This is a genomic window from Sphingobium sp. FW305-3-2-15-F-TSA7 (genome assembly GCF_058787155.1).
The window spans coordinates 66482-84890 of the sequence record NZ_JBYSZM010000018.1; the positions used below are offsets into that span (position 1 = coordinate 66482).

An 18409-nucleotide genomic window follows, 5' to 3' on the forward strand; every position below is an offset into this window, starting at 1 on the left:
TGATGTCGATCCGGAATTCGCTGCTGCACGGCCTGATGGCCGCTTCGCTGCTGACGCTGCCATTGTCCGCGCTGCCGGCCCAGGCGCCCGCGCAGCAGACCGATGCCGCGCCCGCGCGCAAGACGGTCGCGCGGGTCAGCATGCTTTCGGCCGATCCCGACCGGCTGCGCCGCTTCTACACCGAGGTGTTCGGTTTCCAGCCGCTGTGGCAGGGCGTGATCGGCGAAGGCGAGAATGCCGAGATGATCGCCAAGGCATGGAAGCTCGACAAGGGCGCACGGCTGAACGGCATGCTGATGCGCGCGCCGCGCGGCGACATGGAATTGCAGGTGACCTATGTCACCGGCCAGACGCTCAAGCCGCTACCGCGTGTCCGCAGCGCCGCGCCCTTTGCCGGGGATCATTATTTCGTGATCCATGTGCCGGATCTCGATGCCGCGCTGGCAAAGATGAAGCCCTTCGACATCGAGTTCAATCGCGCGCCGATGAAGATGACCGCCGTCAGCCAGAAGGGCGAAGTCTATGCCGTTTACGAGGCAGTGATCTACGATCCCGAAGGCACGATCGTGATCATCGTGCAGGATGTCTGATACCAAGGTTCGATGAGTATGACTCATCGAACCTTGGCAAAGCCCGCGCGGCGCTTGAGCGTTTCAAGGTGCGGATGCGTCAGCATCCCTGCACCTTCGTATGACGCATCATCGGGCACCGATGGTGTTCGGACGGCGCGGACCGACGGCCGCGCGCGGGCGCCTGAACCAGAAGGTCCAGACCGCGAGCGATCCGAACAGCGCGAGGCCGAGGCCCGACAGCGTCATCAGCAGCCGATGGATCAGCCCGGTGCCCGAGGCGGAATGGAGCGGATAGACGAGGTTGAACGCCTTTGCCTGCCAGGGCAGTGTGGCGGCATCGCGTGTACCAATCACCTGCCCCGTGGCCGGCGCGAACCACATCATCGTGCGGCCATTGGGCAGCCATTCGAACGGACGCCGCATCCGGATCGCGATCGGTGCACCCGGCTTTGCGGGCAGGATCAGCGCGCGGATCTCCGCATCGGGATAACGCGCATGCGCGGCAAGGATCATTTCATGCCAGTCCAGATCGGGTCCGATCGCGCCCGGCGGTGCGGCCGGGTCGTCCAGCGCCGCCTGGATCACCGCATTGGCGCCCGGTCCGAACAGGATATTCGTGATCGGCCGGAAGATCAGCACCGTCCCGGTCACCAGCGAGAGCAGCAGCAGCGGCGCGAGCAGGATGCCGAGATCGCGATGCTGGCGCACGATCGCAGGCCGGCTCATCCGCTTCGGCCATAGACGGAATTCGAAGCTCTTGCGTGTGCGCCACCACAGGATGACGCCCATCAGCACCAGCGCGAATCCGGCCAGTCCGGCAATGCCGGTCGCCGTCTTGCCCGTGTCGCCCGCGAACAGATAATGATGGAATTCGAACAGCCACAATTCCGGACGGCCCCAGGCGCTGTCCCAGCGCGCGACGGCGTTGCCCGCCCAGTCGACATAGGCGCCGCCGCCGCTGCCCGGCCAGGTGAGGCGCGACAGGCCGAATTCCTCGCCGGCGAACAGGATGCTTCGCGGCCGCGACGCGCCATGCGTCATCACCGCCTGGGCGAGCACGGCGACACGCTCCGCCGATTGCGGGCCGGTCTCGCCGGCATGGGGAAGCATGATCCAGCTGTAGCGATGCACCAGCGCGATGCCGGAAAGGCCGAGCAGCGCCAGCAGCAGCCCGATGGTACCGCCGATCCAGCGATGGAGAAAATCGATCAGCTGCATCACGGCGTGCTCCGATATTCGATCGCCGGCATGTCGGTCTCGTCCTTGAGCGCGATGCCGCTGACGCTGCGCGCACGCGCCGCGTTGAGCAGCCAGGCGATCCGGTCCGCCGCCTGATCGTAGGACAGGCCGTGCGGCGGGCGGATGTTGGAGACGCAGTTGCGCTCGCTGTCGCGCCGTCCCACGCGCGGCGCCCAGGTGAGATAGGCCCCCAGACTGTCGGGCGAGCTCAGCCCGGGCCGCTCGCCGATGAGCATCAGCACCATCGCGGCGCCCAGCCGCTCTCCGATCTCGTCACCGAGCGCCACGCGCGCCTGGCGCGCCAGTACCACCGGCGCGATCCGCCAGCCGGACAGGCGATCGCGCAGCACCGCGACCAGCGCCGGGGCGTGTGCGTGCACGGCATGGGCGGACAGGCCGTCGCCGACGACCAGTGCCAGATCATGGCCCTGCCCCACTGCATCGCCGAGCGCGGAAGCGGAGTCGGGATCGAGCGCGCGGCCGAGATCGGGGCGCTTCAGATAGGTTTCGCGCGTGCCCGCCCGGCTTTGAACGGACAGCGTCTCGCCGCCGATCATCTGCGCCAGCGTGTCGCCATCCATTGCCAGGTGCACGGCGTCACGTGCGCTGGCATGGTCGAGCTGGAAAGCGAGCATCGGCGCGGTCGGCAACGCCGCACCGCTGCGGCCCAACGCGATCCGCGCCTGGGTCGCCACACGCAGCCGCACAGCCGGGCTGTCGTCGACCGGCAGCGTCATAGCGGCGGCGGCAGCAACCGGGCCGCCTCGTCGGGGGAAAGCCGGCGCGGCAATCCGTCGGCCTCGACCAATCCCATCTCGCGCTGCCACGCCGCGAATTCGGGCGCGGGCGCCAGCCCCAGCGTGCGCCGCAGATACAGCGCGTCGTGAAAACTGGTCGACTGATAGTTGAGCATGATGTCGTCGGAGCCGGGCACGCCGATCACGAAATTCACCCCGGCAACGCCGAGCAGGGTCAGGAGCGTGTCCATGTCGTCCTGATCCGCCTCGCAATGATTGGTGTAGCAGACGTCGACGCCCATCGGCAGGCCGAGCAGCTTGCCGCAGAAATGATCCTCAAGGCCGGCGCGGACGATCTCCTTGCCGTCATAGAGATATTCGGGGCCGATGAACCCGACCACGGTGTTGACGAGCAGCGGATCGAACGCGCGCGCGACCGCATAGGCGCGCGCCTCCATGGTCTGCTGGTCGATGCCATGATGCGCGTCGGCGGACAGCGCCGCACCCTGGCCGGTCTCGAAATACATGACATTGTCGCCGATCGTGCCGCGGCCGAGCGACAGCGCCGCATCATGTGCCTCACGCAGCAGTGCCAGCGTGACGCCGAAACCCTGATTGGCCGCTTCCGATCCGGCGATCGACTGGAAGACGAGGTCGACCGGCGCGCCCTGCTCGATCGCGAGGATGCTGTTGGTCACATGCGTCAGCACGCAGCTCTGCGTCGGGATCGCATAACGCTGGCGCAGATCGTCGAGCAGGCGCAGCAGTTCGCCCGCGCGCTGCACGCTGTCGCTCGCCGGATTGATGCCGATCACCGCATCGCCCGATCCGAGCAGCAGGCCGTCGAGCGTCGATGCCGCGATCCCCATCGGATCGTCGACGGGATGATTGGGCTGCAGCCGCACCGCCAATGTGCCGGCGAGTCCGATCGTGCTGCGGAAACGCGTGACCACCCGCGTCTTGGCGGCGATCGCGATCAGATCCTGGTTGCGGCAAAGCTTGGACAGCGCGGCGACCATCTCCGGTGTCAGCCCCGGCGCCAGCGCGGCGAGCATTGCGCCATCGACCGTTTCGGAGAGCAGCAGGTCGCGCAGCCCGCCCACCGTCAGATGCGCGACGGGCGCGAAGGCGGCGGCATCGTGGCTGTCGACGATCAGCCGCGTCACCTCGTCCGCTTCATAGGGGATCAGCGCTTCGTCGAGAAAGGCGCGCAAGGGCAGGTCCGCCAGCAGATGGCGCGCGGCGACGCGTTCGCGCATGTCGGCCGCCGCTAGGCCCGCCAGCACATCGCCCGACCGATGCGGGGATGCCGCGGCCAGCAGCGCCTTCAGGTCCGCAAAGCGATAGCGCGTGCCGCCCAGATCGATCGCGAAGCTCATCCTATCCGTCCAGCAGCAGCGTGTCCTCGGCGCGAAAGGCCAGATGGATCGCGCCGGGTTCGAAAAGCTGTTCCGACTCCGCCTGGATCCGCTGATCCCCGATCGCGATCGTATAGCCGTGGCGCGCGCCGAGATAGGTGCGATCGACGATCGCGCCGGTCAGGCTGTTCTCGCCGTCGAGCGGTGCCGCCGACAGCCGCAGATGCTGCGGGCGGATGGTCACCATCAGCGCGGCAGCCGATGTCGGCGCCGCCGTCGCCGCGGTAACCAGCCTTATGCCGCCCGTCGTCTCGACCAGCGCCCGTCCGTCGCCGTCGAACGCGACAAAACGCACCGGCAGGAAATTGCCTGCGCCGATGAAGTCGGCGACGAAGCGCGTCGCCGGGCGGCGATAGATACGTTCGGGCGTGTCGAGCTGGACGATCCTGCCCGCCTGCATCACCGCGATCCGGTCGCTCATCGCCAGCGCCTCTTCCTGGTCGTGGGTGACGTAGAGCGTGGTGAGGCCGAGCTGGCGCTGGAGCTGTTTCAACCAGTCGCGCGCCTTGTGCCGCAGCTTGGCGTCGAGATTGGAGAGCGGCTCGTCGAGCAGCAGCAGCGAGGGGCGGAAGACGAGCGTGCGCGCCAGCGCGACGCGCTGCTGCTGTCCGCCCGACAATTCGTGCGGCAGCCGCTCGCCAAGACCGGTCAGATCGACCAGCGCCAGCGCCTCTTCGATGCGCACCGCCTGTTCGGCCCTGGACACTTTGCGCAGCTTCAGGGGGAAAGCGAGATTCTGGCGCACCGTCATATGCGGCCACAGCGCATAGGATTGGAAGACCAGGCCGATGCCGCGCCGCTCCGCCGGCACGTCGATCCCCGCCGCCGCGTCGAAAAAGACGCGATCGCCGACGCGGATCGTGCCTTCGGTCGGGCGGTCGAGCCCGGCCAGCGCGAAGAGCGTGGTCGACTTGCCGCAGCCCGACGGCCCCAGCAGGGTGACGAACTCGCCTTCCGCGACGTGCAGGCTGACATTGTCGAGCGCGCGGACCGCGCCATAATGTTTGCCCAGATTGTCGATGACGACCTCAGACATCGCGATGCGTCCTCGTGAAGCGATTGGCGATCAGGACGAACGCCAGGGTAATGAGAAGCTGGATCACCGAAAGCGCCGCGACCGCGCCGCCTTCGCCCTCCGCCCAGAAGGACAGCATGGTGGTGCCGATGATCTCGGCCCCCGGCGCATAGAGGAAGACGGCGGCCGAATATTCCTTGAGGAAGCTCAGGAACAGCAGCGTATAGGCCGCGAACAGCGCCGGCTTGGTCAGCGGCAGGATGATCCGCGTCACTGCCGTCCACCAGTCCGCGCCGAGCGACCGCGCGCTCTGGTCCAGTTCCGGCCCGATCTGCATCAGCGCCGGCGCGATCGCACCATAGGCGGTTGGAATGCCGCGCATGGTGAAGGCGATCATCAGGATCCAGATCGTGCCCGAAAGCGCGCCGATGAAAGGCAGCAACAGCATCGCCCAGAAGAAACCGATGCCCGCGACGATCCCCGGCATCGCGCGCGGATAAAGCGCGACATATTCGAGCACCCGGGCAAAGGGGAAGGTCGAACGGCGGATGACCAGCGCGATCACCGCGATCAGCACGGTCGCGACCAGCCCGCCGACACTCGCGATCACCACGCTGTTGACGATCGCGCGGACATGGACCGGATAATCGAAGATGCTCTGGAAATTCTCCAGGGTCAGCAGGTCGAACGGCGACAGCAACGGCGTGAGGAAAGTAGTGAAGGCGCGCAGCAGCACCGCCGCCATCGGCAGCAGCACGCCGACGAGCAGATAGAGCGCGAGCAGGGCGGAGACGACATAACCGCCCGCGCCGAGATCAATCCGCTTGGGCCGCTGCGACTTGCCCTTGACCGACACGAACCGGCCGGCGCGGCGCAGCAACAGCCCCTGCACGACCAGCAGCAGCGTCACGATCACCAGCAGCAGCGAGGCTGCGGCGCCGATCATGCCATAGTCGGGCGTGATCGCGCCGAGCCCCTTGCTGTAGAGGAAGGTGGTGAAGAACTCGATCCCAACCGGCCGGCCGAAGATCAGCGGGATCGCCAGCGTCTCAAGCGAACCGATAAAGACCAGGATCGCGCTGTAGATGATCGGCGGACGCAGCATCGGCAGCGCCACCGACCACAGGATCCGGAACGGCCCCGCGCCGACGCTGCGCGCGGCATCCTCCAGCGTGGCATCGGCCATGCGCGCATTGCTGGCGCAGAACAGATAGACCACGGGCGCCTGGGTGACGCCGCCCAGGATCGCCATGCCGGGAACCGAATACATATCCCATAGCGGCACCCCGAAGATGCGCTCGCCAAGCAGGGTGAAATAGCCGGCCGGGCCGTAGAGCGTGTACCAGGAAAAGGCGGTGACGAGCTGTGAGATATAGAGCGGCCACATCAGCAGGTTGCGCAGCAGATTGCGGCCGGGCAGCCGGGTCCGTTCGAGGAACAGGGTGAAGGCGACGCCCGCCAGCACCGCGATCGCCGTCGCCAGCGCTGCAAAGACGAAGGAGTTGCGCAGCACCGCATGGAAGTCCGGATCGCCGAACAGCCGGACATAATTCGCGAAGCCGAGCACCGCGCCCGCCTCGTAGAGCGGCCGGTCGAGAAAGGACTGCCATAGGATCGGGCCGAGCGGCGCGACGACGAGCAGCAGCGTCAGCAGCGCGACGCCCCATTGGATCGTCAGCGCGCGGCCGGCCCAGCCCATGGCGGGATCGCGGACAGCCGTGCTCATGCCCGCACCGGTGCGAAGACGCGCTTCCAACGCGCGATGAACCCGGGATAGTCGGCGATCAGCCGCCGGTCATAACCGACCAGCACGATCGGCGCGGTACCGCCGAGCCGGCGCACGATGCCGTCGATCGTCAGGAAGGGCACTTCGCGCTCGGCGATGTCGCGCCGGCAGGGCGTAAGCCCGCCATTGGCCGCAGCGATCTGCCCGGTGCGCGACAGCAGCCAGTCGAGCACCAGCCGCGATCCCGCCGGGGTGCGCGTCGCTTTGGTGATCGCCATGCCGCGCAGCGCCAGCGGGGTGCCGTCGCGGCACAATGTCCAGTCGAGCAGCTGCGCGCGTCCCTTGGTGCGCATCTGCGGCAGCACCGTCACCGCCGAGACATGGAAGCCGGCGAGATATTCGCCGGTCGTGACCTTGTCCAACATCGTCGCCCCGCCGGTTTCGAGGCGCGTATAGGGCGCCAGCCGCTGCATCAGATCCCAGCCGCCGGGCTTGCCCGCGACGATCGCGGCGCGCTGCAGCGCATATGCGAGCGCATGGCTGGCCGCGTCATAGGTGGTGATGCGGTGGCGGAACTTGCGCGGATTGGTGGCGGCGATTTGCGCCAGATGCAGCAGCCCGGTCGGGCGTAGCGGCGGATCGAGCAAAGCCTTGTTGTAGATGAGCAGCATCGGATCCGCCGACAGCGTGTAGAGCCCTGGGAAAGGCAGGCTCCAGCCGGGCAGCGCCGCGATCTGGCTGCTGCGATAGGGCAGCACCTGCCCGCGTCCGACCAGGCGCAGCCACGCATCGGGCGCATTGCTGATCAGCATGTCGGCACTGCGGCGGCCCGCCGCGCTTTCGGCATAATAGCGTTCGAACAGCTCGGTCGGCCCCATGTCGATCGTCTCGATCGCGAGCGTCGGATAGGCTTGGCGCAATCCGGCGAGGACCGGACGCCAATTATATTGCGACATATTGGAATAGATGCGCACCGGGGGCTCGCGCCGTGCGGCTGCAACGAGGCGCGTATCCGCTTCGGCGCGTTGCTCGGCGCCCCCGGCGAACAGCGTCGCGGCGCCGCCCGCCAGCAGCATCCGGCGCGAAAGCGTTCCGCTACCCTCGTCCATCTCGGTCATACCACTTCGAGCGCGGCGAGCGCCGCATTGCGGAGAAAGCCGGCATCCGCACCCAGCGTCGCGAAGCGATAGCCGCGCTCGAACAGCGCCGCAGCACCATGACCAGGCAGGATCGTCCCGCCCAGCGCGACGCCGCTTTCAACGATGCGCCGCTCGGCTTCGCGCCACAGATCGAGAAAGCCGGGATCGTCCCAACGCCCCGCCACACCTATGCTTGCCGACAGGTCGAGCGGGCCGATGAAAAACATGTCGATGCCCGCAACCTTCGCCATCTCGGGGATCGCCTGAACCCCGGCGGCGGATTCGATCATCGCGACGATCAGCGTCTCGCTGGCGGCATGGGCGGGATAATCGTCGGCATAGGCGCCCCAGCCCGACGCACGCGAGACGGTGTAATGCAGCCCGCGTACGCCATGCGGCGGATAGCTTGCCGCCGCGACCAGTCCGGCCAGATCCTCGGCGCGCTCGACACAGGGCAGCAGCAGCCCTTCGGCACCGCTGTCGAGCACCGGCTTCACCGTTTCGGGCCGTCCGTCGGGCACGCGCACCAGCAGGGTCGGCTGGGTGCCGCCATTGGCGGCGCGCAGCTGGTCGGTCATCGCGCCGATGCCGGTGCTGCGATGCTCCAGATCGGCGATCAGCGCGTCGAACGGCAGATGCGACAGCAGTTCCGCCGCAGGCGGACTGCCCATGAACAGCCAGCAGCCGAGCGATGGCGCGCCGGCCGCCAGCCGGCGCTTCAGACGATTAGCGCGCAACATCGCCGAGCGTTTCGGCGAAAAAGGCCATCGCCTGCCGCACGAGCGGCTCATATTCATGCGCCGTATCTTCGACCAGATCGAGCCGCACATCGATGTCCGACGCGCGCAGCGCATCGTGCAGCGCGCCGATCCGCTCGACCCTTGTGTCGCCGGTATCGTTGGCACCGTCCATCCAGTGCGCACTGCCCGGCCGGTGCGTGATTTCCCAGGTCTCGACATCGCGCGTGCCGACGGCGAGATGGACGGGCACCGCGCGCATCGCCGGCAGGTTGAGCGGGCGACCGAAGCGTGCCTCCATATCGGCGACGCCGACCCACCAGGGGCGATCCGGATCGGGCAATGTCGGCGATCCCGGCGCGCAGACCGACACGGCCGACAGGCGTTCAGGATAGAGATAATAGAAACGATGCGCGAAATGCGCCCCGCCCGAAAAGCCGAACAGGCCGAAACTTGTGTCGGTGACGCCGTATTTCGCGGCGACCTCGTCGATCATGGCCAGCAACACATGATCGAACCGGATACCGCGATATTCGATATATTTATAGTTGTCGCGATCGTTCGGGTCATCGATCCCGCACGGAAAGAGCGGCGCGAGGATGATCAGGTTCAGCCGGTCGGCGAGCGCCGTGAAGCTGTCGCGAACCACCTGGTTGCCGCGCCCGGTGCCATGCACCGCGACGAGCATACGCCGCGTCGCCGGATCCCCGTCGCGGGGAACATAGAGGCAATAGGAGAAGCGCTGATCCATCGCGCAGGCTGTGGCGGGCGTCGCCCCCAGATCATAAGGCGAAAGGCTGGGCGGCTGGGTCGACGGAGTCATGCGGTTCCTCTCGGCAGCCGGCACGAACGGCCGGCTGCCTTCATTCGGGTCTGTCGGGATATGCGAACGCTCAGTAGTTGACGCCGAGCTTCACATAGACGGTCCGCCCCTCGGCCTTGGTGTAGAGCTCGTTGCGGTTGATGAGCTGTGCCGAGACCGAGAAATAATCCTCGTTGAGCAGGTTGTTGACGCCGACGCTCACATCGAAGGGATCGGCCTTGAACTTGGTCGACAGATCGATGCGATCGGTCGGGCGAATGCGGCCGGTGTAGAAATTGCCCGCCGCCGAGCCGGGAAAGGCATTGCGCGAGCCCGAGTGATTATATTGCAGGCGCACCGACCAGTCGGTGGTGATGTCGTGATCGACCGCGAGGTTGAACTGGTCGGGCCCGATGCGGCGATTGGTGAGCGGCGTATCGAGCTTGCCGTCCTTGTTCGCGTCGCGGCGCCCCTGATTGTGCGAATAATTCGCCATCCACCGGGTGCTGGTTGCGATGGTGCCGCTCAGGCTGACTTCCCAGCCCTGCACCTTTTCCTTTTCGCGCAAGGTCAGCGCCTCGGTGGGGTTGACCGTGTCGATCACGAAGTCCGTCCCGAAATCGGCGGTGCTGATATAATAAGCGGCGGAATAGCTGATGCCGGCGATCTTGCCGCGCACGCCGATCTCGTAATTGTTCACGAGCTGCGGCTCCGGACGAAAACCGTTGAGGTTGGGTGCGACCACGCTGCGCAGCGGCGATCCGATATCGGGGATCGAGAACCCCTGGGAGAAGCCGCCGAACAGCTCCAGCTCGGGCCCGACCCGCGCCTTCAGACCGATATTCACCGGCGTCGCGCTGTATTTGAGCTTGCCCCCGGCGACATGGACATTGGTGAGGCCGGCGACGAAATCGTCGATGTCGAGCGTGAATTCGTCATGACGGATGCCCGCATTGAGCGACAGCCAGGGCGTGATCGGTTTGTCGATCTGGATGAACGCCGCATAGTTCATCTGCTTGAGCGGCGGGGTGAAGGTGCGCCCGTCGCCCGGCTTGTCGGTCAGCGGGATCAGCGGCTGTTCGGTCGTGTCGCGCGCGATATCGACGCCCCACAGGAAATAGCCGTCGCCCAGCCCGAGCGTTTCGAACTGCGTCTTGAAATCGGCCTGGAGGCCGGTCTTCTTCGAATTGATCGTGGTCTGCGTGCCGCCCAGTCGCGCGGCGTTGAACGAGAACACCGAATAGCTGCTGAGATGATAGAGCTGGGCGTGGAAGGTGCCGAGCAGATTGTCGTTGAAATAGGCGAGATAGCCCATGACGTTGCGGTTGATCGGATCGATCGCGCGCGGATCGTAGCTGCCGCGCACCGCGCGCACCTTCTGCCCCAGCGCAACATTGCCGCCTGTGGGAATGAAGTCGCTGCGCTGGTGCTGGTCATAATAGTTGAACATCGCCTCAAGGCGCTGTCCGCCGAAATTATAGCCGACCTTGCCGAAGAAGTTCCAGATATCGGAATCGGCGATGCCGCCGAAATTCTGCGGATCGGGCGGCAGGCGATCGCCCTCGGCATCGAACTGGCCGTTCACCCGCTCATAGCTGCCGGCGAAAGTGACGTCGAAATCGCCGATCGCCCCGGATCCGCTCTGCAGGATCATCGGATTGAGGCTGTCGCCGACATTCTGGGTGGAGAAGCCCAGCCCGGCTTCGGTGCGGAAGGTCCAGGCATCGCCCGCCTTGCCGCGCTTCGTGACATAGTTGATGATGCCGCCGGCACCGCCCTGGCCGTAAATGGCGGAAGCGCCGCGGATCACCTCGATCGCGCCGATCGCGGTGGGGGCGATCAGGCGCAGGTCGCGACCGCCGTCACGCAGCGGGTTGGAAACCGGCACACCGTCGACGAAGATACGCAGCGGACGGCCACGCAGGCCCTGTTCGACATTGGCCGCAGTGTTGCTCGATGCGGACAGGCCCGGAACCGAAAAGGCGAGAACGCTGCCAAGATCGCGCGTCGTCGCGAGTTGGCTTTCGAGCTGCGCGGCGTTGACCACGGTCGAGGATCCCGGGAAATCGGCGATGGTCTCGCCAAGCCGGGTGGCCGTGACGACGATGTCGCCATCGCCCTCTTCCGCCTCGGCCACCGCCTGGGCATGCGCCGCCATCGGCAGTGCCGCGAGCGCCGTCGTCATCATCAGAATCTTCAGTCCGCGCATAATCTCACCCCTTCCCTGTCCCCACGCCCGAAGACCTTGATTCTCCGGTGTCGCTCACATTGGCTACTATTTGTAGCCAATTTCAGCAACAGAAATCTCATAGGGACGAAACATCGTGCAAAAATCGTTCCAGAACAGTGAAATAGGCATCAGGTTCTTCGTAGAACGGCATGTGCGAACTGTGCGGGAATATATGGATTCGCGACGATGGCAGTGCCGCATGCATGCGCATCGAGCAGGCGGGCGTCAGTTCGTCGTACCGGCCGCACAGCACCAGGCACGGCGCCTGGATCGCGCCCATGTCGGGCACGCGATTCCAGTCCTTCATATTGCCGGTATAGGTGAACTCGTTCGGCCCCTGCATCGTTTCGTACGGCGCCATGTTCCAGTCGGCGAGCGCATCGGTCAGCGTCGCCGGCCATTCGGCCAGACGGCAGACATGACGATGGTTGAGCAGGGTGATCGCCGCCTGATATTCGGGATGGTCGATCGAGCCCGCCGCCTCGTGCGCGGTCATCATCGTCACCGTCTCTCCGCCCAGCGCCAGCCGCAGCCGGCCGAGTTCGGAGACGAGGTGCGGAATATCGCACGCGCCGTCGGCGACGATATAGCTCTTCACGCGATCGGGATGGGTCAGCGCATATTCGGTGCCCAGCCACGTCCCCCAGCTATGCCCGAGGAAATGCACGCGATCCGCGCCGAACGCCGCGCGCACCTGATCGGCCTCGTCGACATAGCGTTCGAGCGTCCAGAGAGACCGGTCGTCGGGCCGGTCGGAATCGCCGCAGCCGAGCTGATCCCAGGTGATCACGCGCCAGCCCTTCGCCGCGAGTCGGGCATGGGGTGCGCGCAGATACAGGCTCGGCAGTCCCGGCCCGCCATTGGCCAGCATCAGCGTCTCCGGCCCGTCACCGTAGCAATAGCCCATCACCATATGTCCGCCGGCGAGGCGGATCGGCAGGCGTGTCGCTTCGATCGTCATTGCGCCACCGTCCCGACGGCAAAGTCGCGCCCCTTGGCAAGCGATGGGATCGCGGCGCGGAACCGGTCGACCTCGGCCAGATCGAGATCGGCGAGGATCACCGCCGGCGCATCGCCGGCGCGCGCCATCACCCGTCCCCAGGGATCGATGATCATCGACTGGCCATGGCTGACGCGACCGGGATAATTGTCGCCGCACTGGGCGGCGGCGATCACGAAGCAGCCGGTCTCGATCGCGCGCGTGCGCAACAGGGGTTCCCAATGGAGCGGCCCGGTATAGTTGCTGAACGCGGCGGGCGTCGCGATCACCCGGGCGCCGCCCTGGCCCAGCGCGCGCAGCAATTGCGGGAAACGGATATCGTAGCAGATGCTGAGCCCCAGCCCGACGCCATCGAGATCGGCGACCACCGCCGTGCCGCCAGGGCGGTAGAAATCCGACTCGCGCGAGGATTCGCCATTGGGCAGATCGATGTCGAACAGATGGATCTTGTCGTAGCGCGCGGTGATGACGCCTTCGGGCGAGAAGACCAGGGTCCGGTTGACGACGGCATCGTCGGCGGAGCGGACCGAGACCGAACCGGCGAGCAGCCAGCGCCCTAACTCGCGCGAGAGGCGCGTGAAGCTCCGCACCGCCGGATGATCCTCTTCGGGCCGCGCATAAGCATGCATTTCCGCCGCGGTCGGCACCAGACAGTCAAAGGCTTCCGGAAAGGCGATCCATTGTGCGCCCTTGCCTGCAGCCTCCCGCGCCGCCGCTTCGGCCGCGGCGAGATTGGCCGCCACGTCGGGCGTCGCGCACATCTGCACCGCGGCGACGCGTAGCGTCTTCCCTTCATCGATCACGATCTCGTCTCCCTCGGAAAATTGCCAGCCGCCGCTGGCCAGCGCGCCAGACAGATGCTAGAAAAGTTGCTCGTTATTGGCAGCAAAGATTGGCTACTATTGTGCGCAAGTCAACGGCGAAGACGCCGGAGGAGAGTCGCGGCGTCACCAGCCTGCTCGAGGCCGACCTGATCGCGGGCATGTTCAGGCCCGGAGAATGGCTGAAACAGGCCGATATCGAGACGATGTACAATGCGCACCGCTTCGACGTGCGCATGGCGCTGCTCGACCTGAAGACGCGCCACCTGATCGAGCATATCCCCAATCGCGGCTATCGCGTCATCAACCTGACCGAGCGCGAGCGCGAGGACCTGATCCATACGCGCACGGTGCTGGAAACGGCGGCGGTGCGGCTTGCGGTGAAGCATCGCGACGAAGAGGATCTGCTCGAATTGCGCACGCTGGTTGAACGCTTCGAAAATGCGATCGACACAGGCGAGATGGAGATGTTGCGCGATCTCAATTTCACTTTCCACGATCGCTTCTACGCGACCTGCGGCAACCGCATCCTGGCTGGCGAAATCACCGCGATGCGCCAGCGCGGCCTGCCCGGCGCACGCGGCTGGCGCTCACACGCCTCGATCCGCCAGAGCAACCAGGACCATGCCGAGATGGTGCGGCTGCTGGAAGCGCGCGACGCCGATGGGCTGGTCGCACTGGTCGACCGCCACCTCAATCGCTGGCGCGAAGGCGGCACCGTACTCGCGACCGCGCAGTTCGAGGCTTAGCAGCCAGTCTCAAGCGCCGAAGCGCGTCTCCAGCATGCGCCAGACGGCGCGCAGCCCGCTGACGTTACCGCCATAAGGACGCGGGATGTCGCGCATCACGTTCCAGCTCTCGATATCGAGATGGACCCAGTCGAGCGCTGGCGGGACGAACTCCGCCAGGAACAGCGCCGCCGCGATGCTCGATATGCCATGTTCGAGCGGCGGAAAATTGGTGAGCTGCGCAGCCTCAGCACGGATCGACGGCCGATAGCCGGCATGGAGCGGCAGCCGGCACAGGGCGTCTTGCGTTTCCGCTGCGGCACGCAGCAGTGCGGCACCGGTCTCGTCCTGCCGTGCGAACAAGGCGGCGATATCCGGCCCGAGCCCGGTCGTCGTCAGGCTCGCGAAATCGATCAGCAGCGCCGGCTGTTCCTCCGCGGCGAGCGCCAATGCATCGGCGAGCAGGATCCGCCCCTCATAATCGGTATTGACGATCTCGATGGTCTGCCCGTTGCGGTTGCGGACCATGTCGCCGGGCATGACCGATGTCGCGGAGGGCAGATTGTCCACTGCGGGGATCAGCACGCGCAGCGATATGTTCAGCCCGGCCTCCATGACCAAAGCCGCGAGCGCCAGGACATGCGCGGCGCCCGCCATGTCGCTTTTCATCATCGCGATCTCGGGCTGGCGCTTGAGATCGAGTCCGCCGGCATCGAAACAGACGCCCTTGCCCACCAGGGCCACGCGCGGCGCGTCCGGATCGCCCCAGCGCAGATCGATCAACAGCGGCGGACGGCTGCTGCCCTTGCCCACCGCGAATATGCCGGGCAGGCCGTGCGCGACCAGCGCCTCCCCCCGGACGATCGCAACCTGCGCACCGTGACGCTCCGCCAGACGGCTGGCCTCGGCGGCGAGTTCGTCGGGCCCGAGTTCGCCGCCGGGCATGTCGATGAGATCGCGGGCCCAGCGCTCCATATCGGCAAGCACGGCGATCGCCGGATCGAGACGCGCAGGCCAGGCCAGCATGGGGCCGACCGCCCCCGCGCAGCCATGGCTGCCCAGCGCCCAGCCGATCGCAATCGCCCCGACCGGCCCATCTTCGTCGCGCAACCGGTAAAGCCCGGCCGGCAATCGGCGCACCGACAACGCATAGGTGGCCGGATCGGTCGGCGCGCCCTTGCCGGTGCCGACGAGCATTTCAGATGGCTCACCTTTGTTGTCTGGCAGGAGCAGATATTCGCCCATGCGCGCCCGGAAACCCGACATGCGCAGCCAGGAACCGATATGCGATCCAGCTTCGTCCGGCAGGTGCGGCAGATCGTGGCTGGACACGAATCGGACCGCGATGCCGCCCGTCGCTTCGGAAAAACACCAGGATCGCGAGCAAGGTTCATATTGGCGCATATTTTGGCTACTACAATATTCGCAATGGCCACGCAAACCGGCGGGGCGACGACACCCGTGCAATCCGGGGTTTGACTCCGCCTTCGGTCGGGCGCAGCCTCGGGGGACTGGAGCAAGGATGAATCGGGCCATATCCCCCCATGCAGACATCGTGTTCGACACGGTGCAGTCGACGACCAGCGCGGCGGTTTCGCCGGTGGCCGCATCCTGGTGCCGTTCCGCGCTTCATCACGGTCTCGATCCCACCGACGGACGCACGCGCGAACTGATCGACGAATCGTCGCTGCGTGCGCTGCGCGATGCGCATCGCCCCTTGCTGGACGTGGCCAATCCCGTGCTCGACCAGATGTTCCGCTCGGTCGGACGGTCGGGGTGCGGCGTGATCCTGAGCGACGCGCACGGCGTGATCCTCGAACGCCGGATCGGCGCCGGAGACGATCGCGAATTCTCGCAGGCCGGACTCGCCGATGGCGCCCGCTGGGCCGAGGCGGAGGAAGGCACCAATGGCATCGGCACCTGCCTGTTCGAGGACAGGCCGGTGGTGATCCATCGCGACCAGCATTTCGCGAGCCGCAATATCGGGATCAGCTGCATGGATGCCCCCGTCCATGATCCGCACGGACGGCTGGTCGCCGCACTCGATATCTCCACCTGCCGCGACGATCACGGTTCGGCGATGGCGGAGATCATTATCGCATTCGTCCGCGACGCGGCACGGCGAATCGAGCGCGACTATTTCTGCAGCCATTTCGAAGGCACGCGGATCATCTTCCTGGCCGACGATCCAACGCACGGCACGGCATTGCTCGCCGCCGACCGCGACGATCTGGTGGTCGGTGCAAGCCGGGCGGCGCGGCTGAAGCTGGGCCTGGACGATGCGGTGCTCGCCGATCCGCGCCCGCTCGACCAATTGCTCGGGCGCGGGGAATCACCATCGTTCGAGGATGGCGACCGCGCGGTCCTGCGCCGTGCGCTCGCCCAGGCCGGCGGCAATGCAAGCAAGGCGGCGCAGCTGCTGGGGATCGGCCGCGCGACACTCTATCGGCGCATGTCGCGCTCGGGCCTGCGCCAATGACGCGATGCGCCGGCCACCTGTCTCGATATTGAGACAGTTGGAGGCCGGCGTTTCGGAGCGGCGCTTCCGCGCTGCACGCCATCGACGCTAATCTCGCCCGCGACGCCGGCAAACGGCAGTTTCTTGGGAAGAGGACAAGCTGATATGGACATGATCGTTCAGGATCGCGCTTCAACGCTGAAGGCGCCGTTCGCCGCGCGCTACGACAATTTCATCGGCGGCCAATGGGTGGCGCCGAAATCGGGCCGCTATTTCGAGAATATCTCGCCCGTCACCGGCAGGCCCGTCGGCGAGGTGGCCCGATCGGACGCCGCCGATATCGAGGCAGCGCTCGACGCCGCGCATGCCGCCAAGGACGCCTGGGGCCGCACCTCCGCCGCCGAGCGCGCGCTGATCCTCAACCGCATCGCCGACCGGATGGAGGAAAATCTCGAAGCGCTCGCGCTCGCCGAGACCTGGGACAATGGCAAGCCGATCCGCGAGACCACCGCCGCCGACATTCCGCTGGCGATCGACCATTTCCGCTATTTCGCGGGTGCGATCCGCGGCCAGGAGGGATCGATCGGGGAGATCGACCAGGACACCATCGCCTATCATTTCCACGAACCGCTCGGCGTGGTCGCGCAGATCATCCCCTGGAACTTCCCGATCCTGATGGCGGCATGGAAGCTCGCCCCAGCGCTCGCCGCGGGCAATTGCGTGGTGCTGAAGCCCGCCGAACAGACGCCGGCATCGATCATGGTGTGGATAGAGCTGGTCGGCGATCTGCTGCCGCCGGGCGTGCTCAACATCGTCAACGGCTTCGGCCTGGAAGCGGGCAAGCCGCTCGCTTCGTCGAACCGGATCGCCAAGGTCGCCTTCACCGGCGAGACCTCGACCGGCCGGCTGATCATGCAATATGCCAGCGCCAACCTGATCCCGGTCACGCTGGAGCTGGGTGGCAAGAGCCCCAATATCTTCTTCGAGGATGTCGCGCGCGAGGACGACGATTTCCTCGACAAGGCGATCGAGGGCTTCGTGATGTTCGCGCTCAACCAGGGCGAGGTCTGCACCTGTCCCAGCCGCGCGCTTGTCCATGAACGCATCTACGACCGGTTCATGGAACGCGCGCTCAAGCGGGTCGCAGCGATCGTCCAGGGCAATCCGCTCGATCCCGCGACGATGATCGGCGCCCAGGCCTCGTCGGAGCAGTGCGACAAGATCCTGAGCTATATCGATATCGGCAAGCAGGAAGGCGCCGAGTTGCTGATCGGGGGCGCGGCCGCCGATCTGGGCGGCGAATTGTCGGGCGGCTATTATGTGCAGCCGACGGTGTTCAAGGGCCATAACGGCATGCGGATATTCCAGGAGGAGATTTTCGGGCCGGTGCTGTCGGTCGCGACCTTCAAGGACGAGACCGAAGCGCTCGAGATCGCCAACGACACGCTCTACGGCCTGGGCGCAGGCGTCTGGAGCCGCGACGCCAATACCTGCTACCGCTTCGGCCGTGCCATCCGCGCGGGCCGCGTCTGGACCAATTGCTACCACGCCTATCCCGCGCACGCGGCGTTCGGCGGCTACAAACAATCGGGCATCGGGCGCGAAACCCACAAGATGATGCTCGACCATTATCAGCAAACCAAGAATATGCTGGTCAGCTACAGCCCCAAGAAGCTCGGCTTCTTCTGACCGGCCTGGGCGGTCCGGCGATCAAGAGTGATTTCGAGGCAGGTGGAATCACCTGCCGACTCGGAAATCACGGAGAACAAGGGAAGTCGAGAGTCGAT

Annotated in this window: 16 protein-coding genes; 4 read left to right on the top strand and 12 right to left on the bottom strand. The window is 66.1% G+C overall.

Annotated features, from left to right (window positions below):
- Positions 1-2: 2 nt before the first annotated feature.
- Positions 3-590 (top strand): VOC family protein, encoded by a 588-nt coding sequence (locus AC3WN8_RS15520; protein WP_492670355.1) that lies wholly within the window; start codon positions 3-5, stop codon positions 588-590.
- Positions 591-698: 108 nt separating this feature from the next.
- On the opposite strand, the gene AC3WN8_RS15525 is transcribed toward AC3WN8_RS15520, so the two are convergent.
- The 11 genes from AC3WN8_RS15525 to AC3WN8_RS15575 form a co-directional block, all read right to left on the bottom strand.
- Complete coding sequence (locus tag AC3WN8_RS15525) at positions 699-1790, bottom strand: PepSY-associated TM helix domain-containing protein (protein ID WP_492670407.1); 1092 nt, start codon at positions 1788-1790, stop codon at positions 699-701.
- Positions 1790-2548 (bottom strand): ethanolamine ammonia-lyase subunit EutC, encoded by a 759-nt coding sequence (gene eutC / locus AC3WN8_RS15530; RefSeq protein WP_492670356.1) that lies wholly within the window; start codon positions 2546-2548, stop codon positions 1790-1792. The genes AC3WN8_RS15525 and eutC overlap by 1 nt, the downstream gene beginning before the upstream one ends.
- Positions 2545-3927, bottom strand: a complete 1383-nt coding sequence (locus AC3WN8_RS15535) for an ethanolamine ammonia-lyase subunit EutB (protein ID WP_492670357.1) — start codon at positions 3925-3927, stop codon at positions 2545-2547. Before AC3WN8_RS15535 ends, eutC begins: the two co-directional genes overlap by 4 nt.
- Position 3928: 1 nt before the next feature.
- Positions 3929-5002 (bottom strand): ABC transporter ATP-binding protein, encoded by a 1074-nt coding sequence (locus tag AC3WN8_RS15540; RefSeq protein ID WP_492670358.1) that lies wholly within the window; start codon positions 5000-5002, stop codon positions 3929-3931.
- Positions 4995-6707, bottom strand: coding sequence for an ABC transporter permease (locus AC3WN8_RS15545; RefSeq protein WP_492670359.1), 1713 nt, complete (start codon positions 6705-6707; stop codon positions 4995-4997). Before AC3WN8_RS15545 ends, AC3WN8_RS15540 begins: the two co-directional genes overlap by 8 nt.
- The gene (locus tag AC3WN8_RS15550; protein WP_492670360.1) at positions 6704-7825 is read right to left on the bottom strand and encodes an ABC transporter substrate-binding protein; all 1122 of its coding nucleotides are present in this window, start codon (positions 7823-7825) and stop codon (positions 6704-6706) included. Before AC3WN8_RS15550 ends, AC3WN8_RS15545 begins: the two co-directional genes overlap by 4 nt.
- Positions 7822-8586, bottom strand: coding sequence for an HpcH/HpaI aldolase family protein (locus AC3WN8_RS15555; RefSeq protein WP_492670361.1), 765 nt, complete (start codon positions 8584-8586; stop codon positions 7822-7824). Before AC3WN8_RS15555 ends, AC3WN8_RS15550 begins: the two co-directional genes overlap by 4 nt.
- Positions 8573-9406: a hypothetical protein gene (locus AC3WN8_RS15560; RefSeq protein WP_492670362.1), complete on the bottom strand. Its 834-nt coding sequence runs from the start codon at positions 9404-9406 to the stop codon at positions 8573-8575. Before AC3WN8_RS15560 ends, AC3WN8_RS15555 begins: the two co-directional genes overlap by 14 nt.
- 70 nt (positions 9407-9476) lie before the next feature.
- Complete coding sequence (locus AC3WN8_RS15565; RefSeq protein ID WP_492670363.1) at positions 9477-11594, bottom strand: TonB-dependent receptor; 2118 nt, start codon at positions 11592-11594, stop codon at positions 9477-9479.
- A 97-nt stretch (positions 11595-11691) separates the two neighbouring features.
- Complete coding sequence (locus tag AC3WN8_RS15570; protein ID WP_492670364.1) at positions 11692-12576, bottom strand: proline iminopeptidase-family hydrolase; 885 nt, start codon at positions 12574-12576, stop codon at positions 11692-11694.
- A complete protein-coding gene (locus tag AC3WN8_RS15575) occupies positions 12573-13418 on the bottom strand; it encodes a carbon-nitrogen hydrolase family protein (protein WP_492670365.1) in 846 nt (281 codons plus the stop codon). The genes AC3WN8_RS15570 and AC3WN8_RS15575 overlap by 4 nt, the downstream gene beginning before the upstream one ends.
- 101 nt (positions 13419-13519) lie before the next feature.
- Between AC3WN8_RS15575 and AC3WN8_RS15580 the strand changes: the two genes are divergently transcribed.
- Positions 13520-14185 carry a GntR family transcriptional regulator gene (locus tag AC3WN8_RS15580; protein WP_492670366.1) on the top strand — a complete coding sequence of 222 codons (666 nt, stop codon included), beginning with the start codon at positions 13520-13522 and terminating at the stop codon, positions 14183-14185.
- A gap of 9 nt (positions 14186-14194) precedes the next feature.
- Here AC3WN8_RS15580 and AC3WN8_RS15585 read toward each other — a convergent pair whose 3' ends face one another.
- A complete protein-coding gene (locus tag AC3WN8_RS15585) occupies positions 14195-15496 on the bottom strand; it encodes a leucyl aminopeptidase family protein (RefSeq protein WP_492670367.1) in 1302 nt (433 codons plus the stop codon).
- Between the two features lie 190 nt (positions 15497-15686).
- Here AC3WN8_RS15585 and AC3WN8_RS15590 point away from each other — a divergent pair, with 190 nt between their 5' ends.
- Together AC3WN8_RS15590 and adh are read left to right on the top strand one after the other, a co-directional pair.
- On the top strand, positions 15687-16643 hold the full coding sequence (locus tag AC3WN8_RS15590) for a GAF domain-containing protein (protein WP_492670368.1): 957 nt from the start codon (positions 15687-15689) through the stop codon (positions 16641-16643).
- Between the two features lie 150 nt (positions 16644-16793).
- On the top strand, positions 16794-18311 hold the full coding sequence (gene adh / locus AC3WN8_RS15595; protein ID WP_492670408.1) for an aldehyde dehydrogenase: 1518 nt from the start codon (positions 16794-16796) through the stop codon (positions 18309-18311).
- Positions 18312-18409 lie beyond the last annotated feature (98 nt).